The sequence below is a fragment of the Tritonibacter scottomollicae genome (genome assembly GCF_032924845.1).
Classification (GTDB): domain Bacteria; phylum Pseudomonadota; class Alphaproteobacteria; order Rhodobacterales; family Rhodobacteraceae; genus Epibacterium; species Epibacterium scottomollicae.
The window spans coordinates 85,614-104,867 of record NZ_CP136704.1; the positions used below are offsets into that span (position 1 = coordinate 85,614).

General features: G+C 60.4%; 16 protein-coding genes and 3 pseudogenes. 9 read left to right on the top strand and 10 right to left on the bottom strand.

The window, feature by feature from the left end; all coding sequences use genetic code 11:
- Positions 1-102: 102 nt before the first annotated feature.
- Positions 103-872: pseudogene (locus R1T40_RS01105) on the top strand (IS5 family transposase).
- 315 nt (positions 873-1,187) lie between these two features.
- Here the strand turns inward: R1T40_RS01105 and R1T40_RS01110 are convergent.
- The 9 genes and pseudogenes from R1T40_RS01110 to R1T40_RS01150 all read right to left on the bottom strand — a co-directional run bounded on the left by R1T40_RS01110 (position 1,188) and on the right by R1T40_RS01150 (position 9,871).
- Positions 1,188-2,288 (bottom strand): AAA family ATPase, encoded by a 1,101-nt coding sequence (locus R1T40_RS01110; RefSeq protein WP_317385564.1) that lies wholly within the window; start codon positions 2,286-2,288, stop codon positions 1,188-1,190.
- Positions 2,289-2,364: 76 nt separating this feature from the next.
- Positions 2,365-2,715, bottom strand: coding sequence for an IS66 family insertion sequence element accessory protein TnpB (gene tnpB / locus R1T40_RS01115; RefSeq protein WP_317385565.1), 351 nt, complete (start codon positions 2,713-2,715; stop codon positions 2,365-2,367).
- Positions 2,712-3,116, bottom strand: a complete 405-nt coding sequence (locus R1T40_RS01120; protein WP_317385566.1) for a helix-turn-helix domain-containing protein — start codon at positions 3,114-3,116, stop codon at positions 2,712-2,714. Before R1T40_RS01120 ends, tnpB begins: the two co-directional genes overlap by 4 nt.
- 123 nt (positions 3,117-3,239) lie before the next feature.
- A pseudogene (locus R1T40_RS01125) lies at positions 3,240-3,623 on the bottom strand (transposase); the annotation flags it as partial.
- A gap of 55 nt (positions 3,624-3,678) precedes the next feature.
- Positions 3,679-4,079: pseudogene (locus R1T40_RS01130) on the bottom strand (transposase); the annotation flags it as partial.
- 136 nt (positions 4,080-4,215) lie between these two features.
- On the bottom strand, positions 4,216-6,864 hold the full coding sequence (locus R1T40_RS01135; RefSeq protein ID WP_317385567.1) for a methyl-accepting chemotaxis protein: 2,649 nt from the start codon (positions 6,862-6,864) through the stop codon (positions 4,216-4,218).
- A 98-nt stretch (positions 6,865-6,962) separates the two neighbouring features.
- Entirely contained in the window at positions 6,963-8,120 is a 1,158-nt protein-coding gene (locus R1T40_RS01140; protein WP_317385568.1) for an ABC transporter substrate-binding protein, read from the bottom strand.
- Positions 8,121-8,707: 587 nt separating this feature from the next.
- Positions 8,708-9,037, bottom strand: coding sequence for an L-rhamnose mutarotase (locus R1T40_RS01145; RefSeq protein ID WP_317385569.1), 330 nt, complete (start codon positions 9,035-9,037; stop codon positions 8,708-8,710).
- Positions 9,038-9,046: 9 nt separating this feature from the next.
- A complete protein-coding gene (locus tag R1T40_RS01150; protein ID WP_317385570.1) occupies positions 9,047-9,871 on the bottom strand; it encodes an amidohydrolase family protein in 825 nt (274 codons plus the stop codon).
- A gap of 61 nt (positions 9,872-9,932) precedes the next feature.
- Here R1T40_RS01150 and R1T40_RS01155 point away from each other — a divergent pair, with 61 nt between their 5' ends.
- Together R1T40_RS01155 and R1T40_RS01160 are read left to right on the top strand one after the other, a co-directional pair.
- On the top strand, positions 9,933-11,030 hold the full coding sequence (locus R1T40_RS01155; protein ID WP_317385571.1) for a mannitol dehydrogenase family protein: 1,098 nt from the start codon (positions 9,933-9,935) through the stop codon (positions 11,028-11,030).
- A complete protein-coding gene (locus tag R1T40_RS01160) occupies positions 11,027-11,995 on the top strand; it encodes an aldo/keto reductase (RefSeq protein WP_317385572.1) in 969 nt (322 codons plus the stop codon). Before R1T40_RS01155 ends, R1T40_RS01160 begins: the two co-directional genes overlap by 4 nt.
- Before the next feature lie 6 nt (positions 11,996-12,001).
- Here the strand turns inward: R1T40_RS01160 and R1T40_RS01165 are convergent, their stop codons facing one another.
- The gene (locus tag R1T40_RS01165) at positions 12,002-12,904 is read right to left on the bottom strand and encodes a GntR family transcriptional regulator (RefSeq protein WP_106165060.1); all 903 of its coding nucleotides are present in this window, start codon (positions 12,902-12,904) and stop codon (positions 12,002-12,004) included.
- Between the two features lie 136 nt (positions 12,905-13,040).
- On the opposite strand from R1T40_RS01165, the gene R1T40_RS01170 reads away from it, so the two are divergent.
- From R1T40_RS01170 to R1T40_RS01195, 6 genes are all read left to right on the top strand, one after another.
- Entirely contained in the window at positions 13,041-14,075 is a 1,035-nt protein-coding gene (locus tag R1T40_RS01170; protein ID WP_243395062.1) for an ABC transporter permease, read from the top strand.
- Between the two features lie 95 nt (positions 14,076-14,170).
- The gene (locus tag R1T40_RS01175) at positions 14,171-15,109 is read left to right on the top strand and encodes an ABC transporter substrate-binding protein (protein WP_317385573.1); all 939 of its coding nucleotides are present in this window, start codon (positions 14,171-14,173) and stop codon (positions 15,107-15,109) included.
- Positions 15,110-15,183: 74 nt separating this feature from the next.
- Complete coding sequence (locus R1T40_RS01180) at positions 15,184-15,960, top strand: ATP-binding cassette domain-containing protein (RefSeq protein WP_317385574.1); 777 nt, start codon at positions 15,184-15,186, stop codon at positions 15,958-15,960.
- Positions 15,957-16,967 (top strand): zinc-binding alcohol dehydrogenase family protein, encoded by a 1,011-nt coding sequence (locus R1T40_RS01185; RefSeq protein WP_317385575.1) that lies wholly within the window; start codon positions 15,957-15,959, stop codon positions 16,965-16,967. Before R1T40_RS01180 ends, R1T40_RS01185 begins: the two co-directional genes overlap by 4 nt.
- An 11-nt stretch (positions 16,968-16,978) precedes the next feature.
- Positions 16,979-18,496: a UxaA family hydrolase gene (locus tag R1T40_RS01190; RefSeq protein ID WP_317385576.1), complete on the top strand. Its 1,518-nt coding sequence runs from the start codon at positions 16,979-16,981 to the stop codon at positions 18,494-18,496.
- Between the two features lie 24 nt (positions 18,497-18,520).
- Positions 18,521-19,246, top strand: a complete 726-nt coding sequence (locus R1T40_RS01195) for an SDR family oxidoreductase (RefSeq protein WP_106165063.1) — start codon at positions 18,521-18,523, stop codon at positions 19,244-19,246.
- The last annotated feature ends 8 nt before the right edge of the window (positions 19,247-19,254 follow it).

Sequence of the window (19,254 nt, forward strand, 5' to 3'; positions counted from 1 at the left end):
CACAGTATTCAGTTGAGCTTTGGTGCAATTATCTACTAGGGTCAGGACCCATTGATTTTCGGTTGGCTGCGTGATTCACCGCATCAAAAATGGGCGGTGACGATGTCTGATCTTTTCTGGTTGAGCGATGCGCAGATGGCGCGTCTTGAGCGCTTCTTTCCCAAGTCTCACGGCAAGCCGCGAGTTGATGACCGGCGGGTCCTAAGTGGCATTATCTTCATCAATCGCAATGGCTTGCGGTGGCGTGATGCACCGAAGGAATACGGCCCACACAAAACGTTGTACAACCGCTGGAAGCGGTGGAGCGATAAGGGCATTTTCGCACAAATGCTGGTCGGTCTGGCCGCAGATCATCGCGAAGAACAAACTGTCATGATCGATGCGACGTATCTCAAAGCGCACCGTACGGCTTCCAGCCTACGGGCGAAAAAAGGGGACCTGGAGACAAGCGCGGGCGGGTGATCGGTCGCACAAAAGGCGGGATGAACACGAAGCTGCATGCGATCTGCGACAGCCGTGGTCGCCCGCTCAACTTGTTCATCACTGCCGGCCAAGTCAGCGATTACGTCGGAGCACGGGCTCTGTGCAGCAGCCTGCCGACGGTCGGATGGCTGCTGGGCGACCGGGGCTATGACGCTGACTGGTTCAGAGAAGCGTTGGAAGACAAGGGGATAAAGGCGTGCATCCCTGGGCGCAAACAGCGTAAAACCCCTGTCAAGTACGATAAGCGCCGTTACAAACGCCGCAACCAGATCGAGATCATGTTCGGCAGGCTGAAAGACTGGAGAAGGGTCGCAACACGATACGACAGATCACCAACAGTGTTCCTGTCAGCTATCGCTCTCGCCGCTCTCGTCATCTTCTGGCTATGAAGGATAACGAGTCCTGACCCTAGCGAAGTTTGGCTCGGTGGCAAAGGCTCGGTGCGGGCGGTTTGTCTTCATTGTCTCGGGTGGCGGGAGCGACGGCTTTGCCCCACATCTCGGTCACACGATGCCGGTTTCACGCTTCACCCACGACGAGGGGCAGCTTTTGGGTGCGTCACCGCGGCGAAGATCTTGAGCTGATCTGGCGACAGGGAAAATTTGCAAAAGGTGCTTTCTGCGCATTGCTACCCTCGAACCAAACGAATGCGTCCCGGGCAACTACAACTTGGAATTTCAGTACCACGCAGAAGCCCTAAGGGGTCAATGCCAGACAGGTTGACGCTCCAGGTCTTCAGCACGCTGGATCAACCGGGATGCAATCCGAAGATCGACGCGCATCCCATGTTGGCAAGCGTGATCAACCGCTTCGTTAACAGATTGGACAGCGATGTCCGAGAGATGCCGCTTAGCGCCTTCCTGCCGCACAAATTCACTCAGCTCCGCGGGTGTGAGCTCGCGTAACCTGACAGGCGGGCATCTGCTGAGAAGCGGTTCGGGCAACAGGCGGCAATTGTTGGACGTCAGCACCCAGGCCACCCAGCTCATGTCGAACTTCACCTGATAGTAAGGGCAATTCCAGCGTTTGGCGGTCATGGGTTCGAGCAACGGCAAGAGGGCCTCAGCCAGACCAAATGTATGGCCTTTGTTGGAAGTAGCTTTCCCGGCCTTCTCCACTTCGTCCACAACAAGAACCGGGTTTGCTACGCGCGCCTGCAGAATTGTTTCCAGCAGGCGCCCTGGATGCGCATTTCCCCAGCCGCGCTGCGACCCGACAATGCCGAACGACGCGTTCTCGCTGGTAGCTTCGACAACGGCCGTCGGGACTGCGAGAAGCTTCCCGAGGCGCCGCGCCCAGTGACTTTTACCGATTCCGGGCGGCCCATCCAGCAGCATGGGCGGCAGCCGCAGGCCCGGCCACCCTTCGCGCACAGACCGGCGCATCGCATGCCACACGATTTCCGTCGCCGGCCCCATCCAGGGCATCTCCCCATGCAGTTCAGCTGCCAGTTCATCAGCTTGGTGTTCAGTAGCGATCGCAGCCAGCCTGACGCCATCCCGCAGCACAGCGAGCCGCTCCCTGTGCTCCCGGGCAAGATGTCCCATGCCAGAAGTGGCTTTCCGGCGCTCGATAAGAAGAGCAACACGGCGTTTAATCCGCGCTCTTTCCTGTTCGCTGGGGCTGGTGGAGTGACGGCGCCTTGCAGCGCTTTCACAGCTGTCTGCTTGCTCTGCACCAGCGCTGGTATCTGGCAGCTCCCGGCTTCGCAGGTCGCGCAGGTGCTGCACGAACCGTTTCTCCAGAGTGTAGGTGGTGTCATCCGGGTTGAAAAACCGGGCTTCGATGAAGGGGATGCGGGACATCAGGGTAAGGCCTATGGCAAATTGGGCTGTTGGCCGGGAGCACTCCGGCCGCTCAACAAGGAACTGACTGTTGGATTTACAGAAATACGGGCTTGCGGCTGTTTGATGCTGCCACCTGGGTCCAATCGACCCCTTCGAAAAGGGCGTCGAACTGAACTTTGCTCAAAGTGACAGGCCCCGCTTGCGGTTTCGGCCAGGTGAAACGCTTGCCGGACAACCGTTTCATGATCAGCACAAGGCCTGAACCATCCCAGACCAGAATCTTCAACCGGTCGGCGCGCCGGGAACGAAAAACGTAAATCGCCCCGGAATAAGGATCGAGCTCAAAGCTGTTAGCCACACAAGCGGCAAGCCCGTCCATACCCTTGCGGAAGTCGACCGGCTCCGAGGCAAGGTAAATCCGGAAGTTGCTGGCAGGAGAAATCATTGTGCTGCCCTCACTGCCCGCAACACTTCCACCAGGTGGTCGGCAGGATAGCCAGGGGGTATCTCGATGGCAGCCGCTCCGATACTGATCCGGCAGGAGGTGCTGCTTGCAGCCTCATGGTCTTTCTCGTGAGGAGACTCGGCCAGCCGCTGGGCCGCCGGAGCAACGACCTCGACAAAAGCTGGGCTCATCCCGGAAGCGCGGGCCTTCTTAACCCAGAGAGCGACCAGAGATTTGTTGGCGCCAATCTCCTCAGCTGTCTCGCGGATTCCGGCTCCAGCCAGGATCTTTTGAACAGCCTTAGCACGGAGCGCGTCAGGCCATTTTCGCCGCCCGGATGAGGAAACGGGGATCGTGAACCCCCACACCTTCACCTCTTCCGGCATCATTCCATCCAGCATCACCACCTCCTTTCTTCAGGTGGTGCCAGTATCTCAAACCCCTTATTTTATTGAAACATGGGGTCTTTGCACCGCTTACGACCAAATGTACAATGGCACCCCGCGCAGGATGAACAGGTCACTCAGCCCCTCTCGTCGCCACAGCCTTTCGACGCGCTTGTCGTTCACATGCCAACCAGCATCTCTCAGCACGAACACGATCAATGCAGGCGCGGCGACGAGCGGGACGTAGAAGTTTCCCTTTGCAGCCTCAGCCAAGATCAACTTGTCCAGCGTCAGATCAAATATCGCTCTTCTTAGTCTTTCGTTCTCTTTCTGAAGACGGTTCAGTTCTTTTAGTTGCTCAGTGCCCATTCCGCCGTACTTTTTCTTCCAGCGGTCATACGTTTGTTCAGTCACGCCAATCTGCCTGATCGCGTTCAGGCGCGGCATTCCTTGACCCGTTAGAAACTCAACCTGCCGTAACTTCGTGACAATCTCTTCGGGCTTCGGCCGCTTGTTTGCCACGTGTTTCCTCCGTCTTGCTAAACATAGCGGAGGACCAATTCAGTGGGGGAGGAGCACCATGAGAGGGGATCTGCAGGTTCAGCGGCCCCGCGCCGCCGCGATAGGGGGTGCTCACGTTCAGCGTCTTTTGGCGGCGACACAGCGTGCTGAAGTCTGGCACGGTCCAATCGGTCCAAGAGGCTCTGCACGAACCCCGTTCGCCAGTGGGTTCGAACCCGTGGCGCATTCACCGGCTTACTCTGCCTCGGCGACATGCCGAACAGCACTTTCAGGGTCAGACAGGTTCGGAGCGCGGCATCGCTGAAGCTCCGTTGGCCACCGCGTGTCCCGCACGGAGGAGTGTATCCACTCCATGTCGGGATCAACCTTGATCGACAACGATCCTCGCTGTATCGGGCTGTTATTGTACGACGACCAGTTCGTGGTCTTGTACTTCGTAGGGGACCAACTGCTCATGTCGCCCAGCTACCACGCTGAATTCACGCTATGAATCCCTCTCGCGAATTGCGCAACAAGGCCGCGCCACCCTATAGTCAAGCAGCACGGCCGAACAACTTCTCAATGCCCTTGTGGCCTTTTTCTAGCCCGTCGCTCACGCGGCGTCCGACGTTGTGCAATCTTGCGACCAAGAGCCCCGAGCCACCTCCGATAGGCCAGCGGTGATCGAGAAATACGACATCAGGTCCGACAGTTTCTCGGCATCCCGGCTGAGCAACTGGCCAGCGGCGCTGGTTTCCTCCACCATGGCTGCGTTTTGCTGCGTCACCTGATCGAGTTGCGAGACCGCGATATTGGCCTCACCCAACCCGGTGGCCTGTTCGCTGGTGGAATCTGCGATGGCGCTCATCAGTTTGGAGATATGCGTCACCCGATCAGTGATGCTCTTCAGCGCTTCGCCCGTGCGGGCCACCAGATCCACCCCGGTGTTCACCTGCTCCGTGCTCTTGGAAATCAGCGTCTTGATTTCGCGGGCCGCATCCGTCGTCTTCTGTGCCAGCCCGCGCACCTCGGAGGCGACAACCGCAAATCCGCGCCCGGCTTCACCCGCTCGCGCGGCTTCCACGCCCGCATTCAGGGCCAACAGATTGGTCTGAAACGCAATGTCGTCGATGACTGCGATGATCTGCTCGATCTGGGTCGAGCTTGCCTCGATGTCCTGCATCGCCTGTACGGCGTTCTCCACAACCTTGCCGCTTTGCGTCGCCTCATTCTTGGCCTCGACCGTCGTGGTCTCCGCATCGCGGGACCCTTCGGCCGCCGACCGGACGCTGGCCGTCAGCTCCTCGAGCGCCGCCGCGGTCTGTTCCAGGGTAGCTGCCTGGCTTTCGGTGCGCTGCGACAGGTCGTCTGAGGCCTGGCTCACTTCTGCTGAGCCGTTCCTGATCGATTCCGCGACTGCCACCACATCCTGAACCGTGGTGCTGAGCGTATGCGCAGTGCTGTTGAAGTCTTCCTTCAGCTGCGTGTAGCCCTCGGTCAGCTCTTCGTTGATGCGATAGGACAGGTTGCCTCGCGACAGCTCTGCCAGCCCGGTACCGATGGCGCCCACCGCAGCGGTCTGCTTCGCTTGGTTTTCCGCCCGTTCTTCTTCTGCAAGGCGGGACATGTCTTCCTTTTCGACCAGACCATCGCGAAACACTGTCAGCGCCCTGGCGATCCGCGCGATCTCGTCGCTGGATCGGTCGAAGCCGCGAACAGGTTTCATGTCGCCCTGGGACAGGCGCTCTGTGGTGGCGATGATCGCGTTGAGCGGGCGCACGATCAGCATATGATTCAGGAACAACGCCATGAAAAGGAAAGCAATCGCCGCCAGGCCGAGCAATTCGAGGCTGCGCTTGACCGAAGTAGCATCCTTGGCGATGGCCACTGCCTGCTCTGTCATGCTGGTTTGGCTTGTTGCACCGCGCATGCTAGCTTCTCCTGCAATCAGAAGCACCGCATTCACGGTCGCATTGGCTGCCTGCTCGGAGGCAGCGTCCGCATTCAGCGATTGCACGCGGAAGGACACAAGCCCTTGGTCCGGATCCGCCAGTGCTACCAGCGCGTCGATGGTGGCTGCCAGTTGGCCGTCGGCAAAATCCCGATACCCCGATAATTGCTGCGCCGCCGCCTGCATGGCTGTTGCCGCTACATTTGCCTGATCAACATTCTGCGCGCTGACAACCTTCAAGGCGGCGCTTTGCAATCCGCTGAGCCAGGAACTGATTTCGAGAAGGGTGTTCATATAGGCAACTTCATTGTCCAGCAGGCCCTGGATTGCATCGCGGTTGCCAGTCGAGGCGTCATCGGCCGCGATGGTCAGCTCGAACACCATGTCGTCCACTGCAAGGGCGAGAACGGCATCAGCCGATTGCCGCACGGACAAGACGCTGCTGCGATCCACTTGCCCGCCTTCGAGCGCGGCCTCGATGGCGCCGGCGAGCGTGTCGGCATTCACCTGCATGTCCTGCGCAACTGTTGGGTCGATCTCTACCAGTGCCAGCGTATCGATCGCATCCGCCAGACGGTTGCGCGATGACAGCGCAAGATCTGACAGAATCGACCGTGTCGCGCTGTCTTCGGTACTCGCGAGCGCCAAGGCAACGCCGGACAAAAGGTTCACCTCGGAACGGACTTCCAGCAGGGTCTGCAATGCCGTGAACTTGTTCTCCACAAGATCCAGCATCGTTTCCTCGATCGAGGTGATCGTGTCCTCACCCTGCATGGCAATGTCGAAATAGGCCCCATCCGCGATCTCGGTCAGATCGACCTGCAGCGCGGCCACAAGTGCCTGTAGGTCCTGCGTCATGGCGGCCACGTCGGCATTGGTCTCAAACGATGTCCCGCGTGCCGCGATCAGGCTCTGGATTGTGTCGTCGACTGCGGCGCGTTCCGCCTCAAAATGCGCCGCGACGTCCTCTGGCAGGGTGGCGATAACGGTGTCGAGCGACTGCATCGACGTCTCAACCAGCCCTCTGGCATGCGTAAGCTCATCGACGTCATTCGACATCAGAACCGCCAGCATCGCATCCTTGGTTGAGGCCGACGCCATCACCAGTTCGTTGCTGCGGGTCAATTGCGGCAGATCCCGTCCTGTCATGTCACTCATGCCTGATGACACACGGTCAAACGACTGGTAGCTCACGAAGCCCGCCGTGCCGACGGTCACTGCAATCAGCAGGAGAAGAAACGTGATTTTGCCGCGAATGCTCGAAAGAATATTCAGACGGCGCAGTGTTTTGCGTGCGAGTGATCGAAACATGAGACTACCTGTTGGAGAGGATGTGCGCCTGCTCCTGCCCGTTAACCGGGCAGGAACCCTTCAGATCGGTGGGACAGCCGTCGGCACCTTGCTGTCGATCAGGATTCTTCGGCTGGCGAGATAGGCTCGAAGCCTCCGTCTGCAGTGATCCGGGTCATGAACACATCGTCCATCCCCTGATTGTCGTCGGACCCAAACGTCATGGTCACACCACCAAGATCGACTGTGGTCAGCGTAGAAAGCGCTTGCAGATAGCTTTCGCGCGTCAGCTCCTTGCCCGCAGCTTCCAGCCCTTCGATGGCGAGACGCCCAACGATATAGCCTTCAAGCGACACGAACCCTGGCTTGGCAGAGGCATCCGCAGCTGCCAGCGCCTTTGTGTACTGGGCCACAATCGGCACCGACGCGTCCCATGGGAGCGGCACGACCTGGCTGATGATGACGCCTTCACCGGCATCCCCCAGCTCTTGTGCCAGGGCATCAGAGCCGACAAAGGAAATATTGACGAAGGTTGCATCGATTTTCATCTTCCGGGACAGCTTGATGAATTCCGCAACCGGCTTGTAGGCGCCGACCATAACCACCGCATCTGGCTTGGCCTTGCGGATCGACAGCAGCGCCTTTTTCACCGCAGTCGTGTTGCGGGTATACGTGCCTTCCGCGGCAAGGGTCATGTTGCGCTTTTCCAGTGCGGCGTTGACACCGGCCAGGCCGACACGGCCGAACCCGTCATCCTGATAGAGGATGGCAATGGATTCCATGCCCTGCTGATCGACCAGATAATCGATCCAGGCCTCGGTTTCCGCATGATAGGTGGCGCGCACGTTGAAGATGTTGCCGTGACTGGCATCGCGCAGGAACCCGGCGCCGGTGAACGGGCCGATGAAGGGCATGTTTGCGGCTGATGCGATCGGCTGCGTCGCTGAAGTGGTCGGTGTGCCGACCGGCCCGATCAGCCCGATGTGATTGTTTTCGTCCACCACGGTCTTGACCAGGGCAGCAGAGCGATCCGGTTCGTACCCGTCGTCCATTGCGTCGAGCTGCACGGTGCGACCATGCACACCACCCGCAGCATTGACTTCTTCGAATGCGGCGGTGATCCCCAGCCGCATGCCGGTGCCAAGTGCGGCTGCCGGTCCTTCGAATGCGGCGACCTGAGCAAATGTGACGCTGTCGTCGGTGATCCCCTGTTCGGCTGCCGCAAAATGCGGAAATGCCATCAATAGGGTCGCGAACAGTGGTTTGGTGAAATTCATGTTGGTTACTCCGAGGCACTGAGTGGACATTTACGGTAGTCTGACGACCGCTCGGTTTAGAAAAAGATAACTTCGGAAAATCAAATATACTGCTTTGAATGCATTCACGAAACACAGCTGAATATTCAGCGTCTTATCCTAGCCTGACGCGCAATTTGCCATCGGTCCGTTATCGGAGATTTTGCGAAACTAGAGCTGATGCGACCTGGTCGAGGTGATTCGCACGCCTCGTTTTTATCGTGATCTGAAATCAGCAGGGTCGGTTTAGGCATTTGGACAAGATGGCGTCATAGTCGCCCTGCGCGCGCAATCCCGACAGTGCATTCCCAAGCACTTCTCGAAAAACTGGTTTGACAGATGGCTCAGGTTGACCGCGTTCGTGCGCGACTGATGACGATGACAGGGGGAGGCGCAGTTGTCAGCCTGACGCTGCCGCGCAAACAGCCGAAAGCCACATCCGCCCATTGCCCTCCGCACCGCCGAAATCGTTTCCGTCGCGTGACGTCAGTCGGGAAAGGGGAGCTCACGCCTCAGATGCCTGTTCTGCAATGACGCCGTTCGGGTGCCTGACCTCGTGCATTCATCACCTATGGCAGGTGAAAGACTTCCCGTGCGGAAGCCCACCACTCTCCTTCTGCCCGGCTCTGCAAAGGGGCCTGCATCGGGCCACACAGAGCCCACCACTCGCGCGTGACCGGATCGGCTGCGATTGCTGCATTGTCTGCTTGAAAGTCGCTACCGGTGTACTCCCAGTAGCTGAACATCAACATTTCCGGTTCGCGCAGGAAGATCGAGTAATTCGTTATGTTGGAGGCACGCAGCCGCTCAAGTACGTCGGGCCAGACATCCGCATGCAGGCGAATATATTCCGCCTGATGTTCAGGTTTGAGGCCAATGATATGTGCCATACGCTGCATATGGGACTCCTAGGTGAGCGTGTAGATACGGGTGGCGGTGTCGGCAAAAAGGCTGCGGCGCGCGTCCTGCGAGAGATCGGCGGCGAGTTGCTGCGCGACTGTCAGCCAGTCGGGGTAGCGTCCTTCCAATTCCAGAACTGGCCAGTCGCTGCCCCACATCAGTCGCTGTGGCCCGAAATGTTGCAGAACATGGTCGAACACCGGACGGAGCGCCTGGGCAGACCAACCGGGGCCGAATTCATTGGCCAGACCGGACAGCTTGCACGAAACCTGCGGATGCGCGGCGAGCGCTGCGATCCCTGCGCGCCAGTCAGAGCCGGGATCGCAGTTCTCAAAGGTAGGTTTGGCGCAATGGTCGAGGATGAGCGGCAGTTGCGGCAGGCGGTGCGCGAGCGTGTCGATCACGTCGAAATGGCGCGGAGTGATCAACACATCCATGCGCAATCCGGCAGCGGCGACCGCCTTCAGCCCCGCCAGCACATCGGCGCGCAAGACCCAGTCGGTCTCAGCAATATCCTGCAACATCGGGCGGATACCTTTGAGCAATGGATGCGACAGGCGTGCAAGCTGGGCCGGGACATCACCTGTGAGGTCAACCCAACCCACGACACCTCTGACCAGCGGGGTTTGATCGGCAAGCGCGAGGAGAAATTCAGTCTCTGCCAGAGTTGGTGCTGCCTGAACCGCAATCGTCCCGCTGATGCCACTTGTGGCCGCTAATGGGGCCAGATCCGGTGGTAGAATGTCCCGCCGAATTGCGGCGACGCTGTCGTCCATCCAGGAATAGTCGCCGCGGTCGATCCGCCAGAAGTGCTGATGTGCGTCGATAATCACGGTTTTTCCTTGCATGAAGAAATGTTCTAAATAATAACAAACCAAAATGGGAGGGACGTCAATGTCAAATCCAACTGTTGTCCAGTTTGGAACCAGCCGCTTTTTGCAGGCGCATGCTGATCTGTTTCTGTCCGAATCCATGCCCGACGCGCGCCCCGTCACCGTGGTGCAAAGCAGCGGCGATGCACAGAGGGCTGCACGGTTGCAGGCGCTGGCCGAGGGCTATGAGGTGCGTATCCGCGGGCTGCGGCAGGGACGGCCGGTTGAAGAGACCTGCCGGGTGACATCCATCGCGCGAGGCCTGATCTTTGGCCCGGATCTGGCGGAGGTGCAGCGCCTCGTGGCAGAAGAGGCGGACATGATCCTGTCCAATACTGGCGATGCGGGTTTTGGTCCCCAGGTGGCGGATGCGGGGCGGTGCCTCGATCCGGCGATGTCCTACCCGGCCAAGCTGGCGTATTTGTTGCGGGCACGGTTCGAACAGGGCGGGCGCGCGGTGCAGGTGCTGCCGACGGAACTGCTGCGCGGTAATGGCACGGCCCTGCGCGATTTGGTGCTTGCTGCGGCTGAAGGCATGGACCGTGATTATCGCGATTGGTTGCGCGCCGAAGTGGTCTGGGTCAATTCGCTGGTGGATCGCATCGTGTCTGAGCCGCTCTACCCGGCCGGGGCGATCGCGGAGCCTTATGCGCTTTGGGCGATCGAGGCGCAACCGGGACTGCGGCTTCCCTGCCAGCATCCGGCGGTGCAAGTGGTGCCGGACCTCGGGGTGATTGAGCGGCGCAAGCTTTTTGTGCTGAACCTTGGTCATAGTTGGATGGTGGCGGAGTGGCTGGCGCGCGGCAGGCGTGACGCGGAGCATGTGCGCGAGGTGATGGCGGACCCGGACTGGGCCGCGCGTTTACGGACGGTTTTTGCAGAAGAGGTGCTTCCAGGCTTTGTCGCTGCGGGCGAGGGCGCGGGGCTGGAGGACTATATCGAGACCACGCTGGAGCGGTTTTCCAACCCTTTTCTGGATCATCGACTGGCGGATATTGCCCAAAATCATGCGCAAAAGCTGGAGCGCCGGATCGCGGCCTTCCTAGGCTGGGCAGAAGCGAATGGCGACGGGCGTGCGAAACCGCGGCTCAGGGCCGCATTGCAGGGAGAAATCGGATGAAAACGCGATACGTGGGCCGGACGGGTCTGGCCGTTAGTGAATTGTCTTTTGGCTGCGCCAGCATCGGAAACCTCTATCGCGAGGTGAGCGAGGCGGATGCGGACGCGGTGCTTGCCTGCGCCTGGGCAGCGGGCATCCGGTATTTCGATACAGCACCGCATTACGGGCGCGGCCTGTCCGAGCAACGGCTGGGTCGCTTTCTGAAATCCTGTCCTGAGGCCACAATCTCGACCAAGGTGGGGCGGGTGTTGTCCCCGGCGCGCGCGCCGATTGCGGAGGTGGACGGCTTTGTAAACCCGGCGCAGAATGACGTGCGCTATGATTACTCCGGCGATGGTATCGAAGAGAGCTTTGAACAGAGTTGCATGCGGTTGGGCCGCAGTCGGATCGATATCCTCTATGTGCATGATATCGGCGAATATACACACGGGGTTGAGGGCAATATACCACACCGAGAGGCGTTTCTCGGCTCGGGGTATGAGCGGCTGGTACGGTTGAAGGAGCAGGGAAAAATTCGGGCCTTCGGGCTCGGGGTTAATGAGTGCGAGGTGTGTCTGGATGTGATGCGAAATGGCGGCCCTCTGGATGTGATCCTGCTCGCGGGGCGGCTCACGTTGCTGGACCGTGCGGCAGAGGCGGAGCTGGTTCCGGAATGTCGCGCCGCGGGCACCAGTCTGGTGCTGGGGGGCATCTTCAATTCCGGTATTCTGGCCACTGGGCCGGTGCCGGGGGCGACCTATGATTATGGCCCGGCCCCGGAGGTGGTCATGGATAGGGTGAGGGCGCTTGAGGCGAGGGCCGCAGATTTTGGTGTGCCGCTGGCGACGGCGGCGCTGCAGTTCGCGATCCGCCATCCGGCGGTGGCGTCGGTGCTCCTTGGGACTGCCAAACCAGCCTCCCTGCAGCGCAATCTGGAGGCATTGGCGGCCCCGGTTCCAGCCGGATTGGACGCGGCTTTCGCCTGAGACGGTTCAGCCCAAATCGTGATGGCGCAGCGATGACAGGAGCGTTGTTTTTGATGTACGCAAGTGCCGCTGCGCTGCAAGGCGGGCAGCCTCGGCGTCGCGTGCCTCCAGGGCGTCGATGATCGCAATATGTTCGTCAATCGCGGCGGCGTTTCGGTCCTTCTCCTCGGTTTTGTCCCACATGTAGTGGTAGTGGAAAATCAGCGATATGACCTTTTGGAACTCAGCAATGAAGCGGTTCCTAACCACCGAGTTGATGGCGAGGTGAAAGCGCTCGTCGAGTTTTGAGAATTCGTGGAAGTCGGTATCTATGGCGTTCTTGAGGGCCAGATGGTCTTGGCGCAGCTGAGCGAGGGCGGCCCAAACCGGATGGTCGACCGGTACTTCTGCCACCTGGGTTACGGCGTTCAGTTCCAGCACGGAGCGAAAATCTGACAGCTCGATTGCAAAATCCTTGGTGAAACCAAGAAGCATCCAGCCGCCTTGCGGACGGCGCGACACAAGGCCGAAGCGGCTGAGCCCGGCAAGAAATTCCTTCAGGTCATGCTGGGCAACGCCGAAGGTGCGGGACAGTTCCGCGACGGAGAGCGGCGTATTGGCAGGCACGTCAAAGCGCAGCACCCAGTCGAGGAACCGCTGTTCCAGATCGTTCTTGTCCGATGGCGTCTCCGGCACCGCGATCCTGTCCTCGGCCAGGGGCGCGCGCAGGAGGTGCTTGTCGCGCCCCTGCCAGGAGATCAGCCCCAGTTCCTCCATTCGCGCAAGACAGCGGCGGATGACTGTCCTGCTTACACCCGCGATCTCGGCCAGGCTCGTCTCCGATGGGATCGGTGCCTTGGGGGGCAGGGTCTCGCAATAGGCGAGGATGCGATTATAGGCTTCTCGGTATCTGGTGTCGCTGCGTGCCATCTGATTGCCCTTCCTCGGTGCCGCCAGAGCGGCGGCACTTGTATTTGTACGTTATTATAAAAAACAATTGACAAGAATCAACCGAGTTCTGTCTATGTATTAAATAATTAAACGCAAGACTGCGAAAGGGAGGCGTATGTCACAAGCTATCAAACCCGCGTCCAAGCGGGCCTCGACCCCGCTTGCGAGCGTGATGCCGGATGCGGCGAAGATTCACCGCCTCTCAGCTTTACTGACGCTTTTGATGTTGATCGCCGGCTTTTCTCTCGCGAGCCAAGCGTTCTTTTCCGTGAACAATGCGCTGACCATTTTGTTGCAGACGTCGGTGATCGGACTTCTGGGTATTGGCATGACCCTGGTGATTATCACCGGGGGCATCGATCTGTCGGTGGGGTCGGTTCTGGCACTTTCTGGGGTCGGCACTGCCATGGCGGTGAAGGCCGGGGTGCCGGTGGGGCTGGCCATGGGCTTGGGCGTCGCGATCGGTGCCGCCTGTGGAGCGGTGAATGGTCTCGTCGTGACGCGGGCTAAAATTCCACCCTTCGTGGCGACCCTTGGGATGATGCTGATGGCGCGTGGGCTGGCACTCCAACTGACCGGAGCCGCTCCGATCTCGCAGCTGGGCGAAGCCTTTGGCCGACTGGGCAACGGAGCGCTGTTTCGCATGGTGGAGATGCAACCCAACGGTTTCCCCAAGGTCATTTTTCCCGGCATCCCTTATCCCGCGATCCTGCTGCTGGTGGTGGCGGTGGGGGCAACCTACCTGCTGCGTCGCCGCAGTATCGGTCGTCATATCTATGCGACCGGCTCCAACGAGGAAGCGGCGCGGCTCTCGGGGGTGCGGGTCAATCAGACCAAGCTTTATGCCTATGTGATGTCCGGTGCTCTGGCCGGTCTGGCGGGCAATGTGCTGATGTCGCGGCTCGTGACCGCGCAGCCGAGCGAGGGTGTGATGTATGAACTTGACGCCATCGCGGCGGCTGTCATCGGCGGCGCTTCGCTTTCGGGCGGCGTGGGCACCGTATCGGGCACGATGATCGGAGCCTTCATCATCGGCATCCTGCGCAACGGGCTCAATATGGCGGGGGTCTCCGCGTTTATCCAGCAAATCGTGATCGGTGCCGTGGTGATCGGCGCGGTCTGGATCGACCAGATGCGCAACCGGCGCTGAGGGTCAACACCGAGGTTCGACCCCAACCGGGAGGAGGGGTCTGACAGAATAAGAAGAAGAAAAGACAACCAATATCTCAATAGAGGAGGAATGAGATGCGGTCCTTTAAACTTGGAATGCTGGCGTCGGCGATGGCCCTGTCCGCGGGTCTTGCACAGGCCGGTGAAATCGCGGTGATCGTGAAGACCACCAGCTCCAACTTCTGGCAGAACGTGAACAAGGGCGCGGAGGCGGCGATTGCGGGCCAGTCCGAGCACACGTTCAGCTTTGACGGTCCGGCGACCGAAAGTGCTGTCGCCGATCAGGTGAACCTGGTCGAGAACGCCATCAATCGCGGGGTTGCGGGTGTTGTGCTGGCACCCTCGGACCCGGAAGCCCTGGCCCCGGCGGTGAAACGCGCCTTTGAGAGCGCCATTCCAGTGGTCATCATCGACAGCGCCCTGACGGAGGGCGCGAAGGGCACCTACCAGTCGTTTCTGTCCACCGACAATTGCGCCGCGGGTGAAGAAGTGGCCAAGCGCATGATCGCCGAGGCGGGCACCGAGGGCAAAGTGGCGGTGATGTCCTATGTCGCCGGGGTTGGGTCGGAAATCGGCCGGGTCGGCTGTTTCTCCGATTACCTCAAGGCCAATTCCAGCTTGGAGATCGTCGGCCCCTATTACTCGCAGAGCCAGATGGCGCTGGCGCTGAACCAGACCACCGACATTCTGGCCTCAAACCCGGATCTGGTCGGAATCTTTGGCGCAAATGAACCCACTGCCGTGGGTATGGGGCGGGCCATCCAACAGGCGGGCAAGGCCGGTCAGCTGGTCGCACTCGGCTTTGATGGCAACGAGGATCTGCAGCAGTTCGTGCGTGAGGGGCTGATGGAGGCAACCGCGGTGCAGGGCTCTTTCGCCATGGGTGACATGGGCGTGACGGCTGTGATGGACATCCTCTCTGGTGCAACGGTCGAGCCCTTCATCAACACCGGCGTGGTGCTCGTCGATCAGGAGAACATCGACTCCGACAAGGCTAAAAACGTCCTTTACTGAGCGCGTTTTTCCGGGGGGCACTGGCGTGCCCCTCGGTTCAAGACCTCCAGACTACTCCGGCAGAAAGGCAGAACATGTCGCAAACCCCCTTGGTAGAGATGATCGGTATCGAAAAGCACTTTGGCGGGGTGCGGGCAGTGGATCATGTCTCGCTTGATCTCCATCCCGGCGAGGTGGTCGGCGTGTTGGGCCACAATGGTGCCGGCAAATCCTGTTTGATGCGTATTCTGGCCGGTGCGATGATCCCCAGTGCGGGTGAGATCCGGATCAATGGCACGGCAGTCACCTTTGACGACCCCAACGATGCCCGTGCGGCGGGGATCGAGACGATTTACCAGACGTTGGCGCTGGCCGATCATCTGGATGCGCCCGCGAACCTGTTTCTGGGCCGTGAGCTGAAGACGCGGTTTGGCAATCTAGACGATGCGCGAATGCTGGAGGAAAGCCGCAAGGTCCTGGCACGGCTCAACCCGAACTTCAAGAACCTCACCGATCCGGTTTCCTCGCTGTCGGGTGGTCAACGGCAGGTGATCGCGATTGCGCGGGCGATCTATTTCGACACCAAGGTGCTTATCATGGACGAGCCCACGGCGGCACTGGGGCCGTCGGAGACCGCGATGGTTGCGGATCTCATCCGGCAATTGCAGGCGGAGGGCATCGGCATCCTTTTGGTCAGCCACGACATGCATGACGTCTTTGACCTCTGTAACCGCGTGGTGGTGATGAACAAAGGCCGCCTGGTGGGGGCCCATGGCATCGACGAGGTGAGCAAAGACGATGTGCTAAGTCTGATCGTGAAGGGCGAATTGCCCGCTGACTGGTCCGCTCGAAATCTGGAGGCGGTGCAATGAAGGATCATGTTCAAAATGAGATGGCCTGCGGCGTTTGCGTGAAGCCCGGCACCTTTGAGCTGGAGACACGCCCACGCCCCGAAGTCGCCCCCGAGGGCCATCGGCTGGTTGATATCGCCGCGATCGGCATTTGCGGCACCGACTATCATATATTCGAGGGCAAGCACCCTTTTCTGAACTATCCGCGCGTGATCGGCCATGAGCTCTCGGGGCATTTGGTGGACGGGCCGGATGCGGGCCAATTGGTGGTGGTGAATCCCTATCTCTCCTGCGGGAAATGCCGGGCCTGCCGACGTGGTAAACCGAACTGCTGCAGCGATATCGCGGTTCTGGGGGTCCATACCGACGGCGGCATGTGTTCCCGGATTGCGGTGCCGGAGGGCAACCTCTACCCCGCCGAGGGGCTGACGCCGGTCGAGGCGGCAATGGTGGAGTTCCTCGCCATCGGGGCACATGCGGTGGCGCGCTCGGACTGCGGGGCAGGGGATCGGGTGATGGTCACAGGCGCCGGGCCGATCGGGCTGGGCACTGCACTCTTTGCGCGTATTGCCGGAGCCGAAGTGCATCTGATGGACCTCAGCGCCAAGCGCCTGACGGCGGCAGCGGAGCTGTTCGATTTCACCGCTGTCCATCAGCCCGGCGACGAGATCCTGTGCGGGGATCTGGCCGAAGGTTTTGACGTGGTTTTTGACGCGACCGGCAATGCGGGCGCGATTGAGGCGGGCTTTGCCCTGGTGGCGCATGGTGGCGTCACGGTTCTGGTCAGCGTGGTGAAGGAGAACATCACCTTTGCCGATTCCGAGTTCCACAAACGCGAGAGCCAGATCATCGGCAGCCGCAATGCGCTGCGCGGCGATTTCGACCGGGTGATCGAGGCAATCCGCAGCGGCGCAGTCCCGACCCAACAGATCGCTTCCGCCGTGTTGCCGCTGTCGGAGCTTCCGTCGCAATTTGCCAACCTTGCCGGGGATCGCGACCATGTGATCAAGGTGTTGGTGACGCCGTGAAAGTCAGTGATATGACCAACCAACCCTTTGCGCTTTGTCTGCATGAGGCCGACAACGTGCTTGTTGCCCTGCGAGCGGTGCCGGCAGGGGCCACGCTGCCCGGCGGCCTCACCGCGCAAGAGCCGATCCCGGCGGGCCACAAGATCGCCCTGCGCGACGTCGCGGCAGGGGAGATGATCCTGAAGTATGGCCAGATCATCGGCACAACCACTGCTGCGATCCCCGCAGGGGCTCATGTGCATGTGCAAAACCTCGGCATGGGGGATCACAAGCAGGACTATGGCTTTGGGCAAGCGGCGCACCCCTTGCCTGTTCTGAAGCAAGAGGCCGTGTTCCAAGGCTATCATCGCCCTTCGGGACGGGTCGGGACACGGAACTATCTCGGCATACTGACCTCGGTCAATTGCGCAGGCTCGGTGGCGCGGTTCATCGCGGATGCGGCAGAGCGCTCAGACCTGCTGGCGGCGTTTCCCAATGTCGATGGCATCGTGCCGATCGTGCATGGGTCGGGCTGCGGCATGTCGGGCAAGGGTGAGGGCTATGACACCCTGTTCCGCACCCTCGCCGGTTATGGCCACAGCGCCAATTTCGGGGCGATCCTCATGGTCGGCCTTGGTTGCGAGGTGATGCAGATCCCCGACCTCATCGACCGCAAGGCGCTGCAGGACAGCGCCCGGTTCCGCTATATGACGATCCAGCATGAGGGCGGCACGCGGGCCACTGTGGGCAAGGGTCTTGGGCTGCTGCGCGAACTTGCAGCAGAGGCGAACAAGGCGACACGCACGCCTGCGTCCGCGCGCCACTTGGTTCTGGGGATGCAATGTGGTGGTTCGGATGGCTACTCGGGGATCACCGCGAACCCTGCGCTTGGGGTGGCCTCCGACCTGCTGGTGCGCCATGGGGGCACCTCGATCCTGTCGGAAACCTCCGAGATCTACGGTGCCGAGCATCTGCTGACCCGCCGTGCCGTGGACGAGGGGACGGGCCGCAAACTGATTGACCTCATCAATTGGTGGGAGGACTACACCGCCCGCAACTTTGGCGAGATGGACAACAATCCATCGCCGGGCAACAAACGCGGCGGGCTGACCACGATCCTGGAAAAATCGCTCGGTGCCGTGGCCAAAGGCGGCAGCGCGCCACTCTCTGGGGTCTATAAATTCGCTGAACCCATTGATCGGGCGGGCTTTGTTTTCATGGACAGCCCCGGCTACGACCCCTGTTCCGTGACGGGGCAGACCGCATCTGGAGCTAATCTGATCGCCTTTACCACCGGTCGTGGCAGCGTGTCTGGCTACCAGCCGGTGCCTGCGATCAAGATTGCCTCAAACCCCGACCTTTGGCGGCGTATGCAGATGGATATGGATGTGAACTGCGGCGATATCCTCGATGGGGTCAGCCTGCAGGATAAGGGGCAGGAGATCTTTGATCTGATGCTGCGGGTTGCCTCGGGCGAAGAAACCAAGAGCGAAGCGCAGGGGTTTGGTGCGGTGGAATTCGTGCCCTGGCAAATCGGCGCGGTGATGTGAGTACGGCGCGAAGGAGGAAGAACCATGACCATTGATCTGACCGGAAAGCGGGTGCTGATCACCGCGGCGGCGCAAGGCATCGGACGCGCCAGTGCCGAAGCTTTTGTGCGGGCGGGGGCCAGCGTGCTTGCGACCGATATAAATGCAGCGGGGCTTCAGGGGCTTATGGACTGCGACACGGCGCGGCTGGATGTGCTCGATACAGCATCGGTTGCCGAGGTTTGCGCGGCGGCAGGACCGGTAGATATCTTGTTCAATTGTGCGGGTATCGTACACGGGGGGACCGTGCTGGAGTGCCGCGAGGAAGAACTGGACTTCGCCTATGACCTGAACGTCAAGGCGATGGTGCGGATGGTACGGGCAGTGCTGCCAGGCATGCTGGAACGCAAATCGGGTGCAATCCTCAACATGTCCTCGGTGGCGTCTTCGGTGAAAGGGGTGCCGAACCGCTTTGTCTATTCCACCACCAAGGCGGCGGTACTGGGCCTGACTAAGGCGATTGCCGCCGACTACGTGGCTGACGGCATTCGCTGCAATGCGATCTGCCCGGGCACCGTGCAATCGCCCTCGCTCGACGAGCGGCTGGCGGCGACGGGCGATTATGACGCGGCCCGTGCGGCTTTTGTCGCGCGCCAGCCGATGGGCCGCATCGCCGAAGCTGAAGAGGTCGCCGACCTCGCCGTCTATCTGGCCGGTGCGACCTATACCACTGGGCAGGCTTGCTGCGTCGATGGCGGCTGGACCCTTTGACCAAACAC

Bases quoted from the DNA above. Each gene is read 5' to 3' on its own strand.
- R1T40_RS01110 (WP_317385564.1), bottom strand. From the start codon at position 2,288: ATGTCCCGCATCCCCTTCATCGAAGCCCGGTTTTTCAACCCGGATGAC.
- tnpB (WP_317385565.1), bottom strand. From the start codon at position 2,715: ATGATTTCTCCTGCCAGCAACTTCCGGATTTACCTTGCCTCGGAGCCG.
- R1T40_RS01120 (WP_317385566.1), bottom strand. From the start codon at position 3,116: ATGCTGGATGGAATGATGCCGGAAGAGGTGAAGGTGTGGGGGTTCACG.
- R1T40_RS01135 (WP_317385567.1), bottom strand. From the start codon at position 6,864: ATGTTTCGATCACTCGCACGCAAAACACTGCGCCGTCTGAATATTCTT.
- R1T40_RS01140 (WP_317385568.1), bottom strand. From the start codon at position 8,120: ATGAATTTCACCAAACCACTGTTCGCGACCCTATTGATGGCATTTCCG.
- R1T40_RS01145 (WP_317385569.1), bottom strand. From the start codon at position 9,037: ATGCAGCGTATGGCACATATCATTGGCCTCAAACCTGAACATCAGGCG.
- R1T40_RS01155 (WP_317385571.1), top strand. From the start codon at position 9,933: ATGTCAAATCCAACTGTTGTCCAGTTTGGAACCAGCCGCTTTTTGCAG.
- R1T40_RS01160 (WP_317385572.1), top strand. From the start codon at position 11,027: ATGAAAACGCGATACGTGGGCCGGACGGGTCTGGCCGTTAGTGAATTG.
- R1T40_RS01165 (WP_106165060.1), bottom strand. From the start codon at position 12,904: ATGGCACGCAGCGACACCAGATACCGAGAAGCCTATAATCGCATCCTC.
- R1T40_RS01170 (WP_243395062.1), top strand. From the start codon at position 13,041: ATGTCACAAGCTATCAAACCCGCGTCCAAGCGGGCCTCGACCCCGCTT.
- R1T40_RS01175 (WP_317385573.1), top strand. From the start codon at position 14,171: ATGCGGTCCTTTAAACTTGGAATGCTGGCGTCGGCGATGGCCCTGTCC.
- R1T40_RS01180 (WP_317385574.1), top strand. From the start codon at position 15,184: ATGTCGCAAACCCCCTTGGTAGAGATGATCGGTATCGAAAAGCACTTT.
- R1T40_RS01185 (WP_317385575.1), top strand. From the start codon at position 15,957: ATGAAGGATCATGTTCAAAATGAGATGGCCTGCGGCGTTTGCGTGAAG.
- R1T40_RS01190 (WP_317385576.1), top strand. From the start codon at position 16,979: ATGACCAACCAACCCTTTGCGCTTTGTCTGCATGAGGCCGACAACGTG.
- R1T40_RS01195 (WP_106165063.1), top strand. From the start codon at position 18,521: ATGACCATTGATCTGACCGGAAAGCGGGTGCTGATCACCGCGGCGGCG.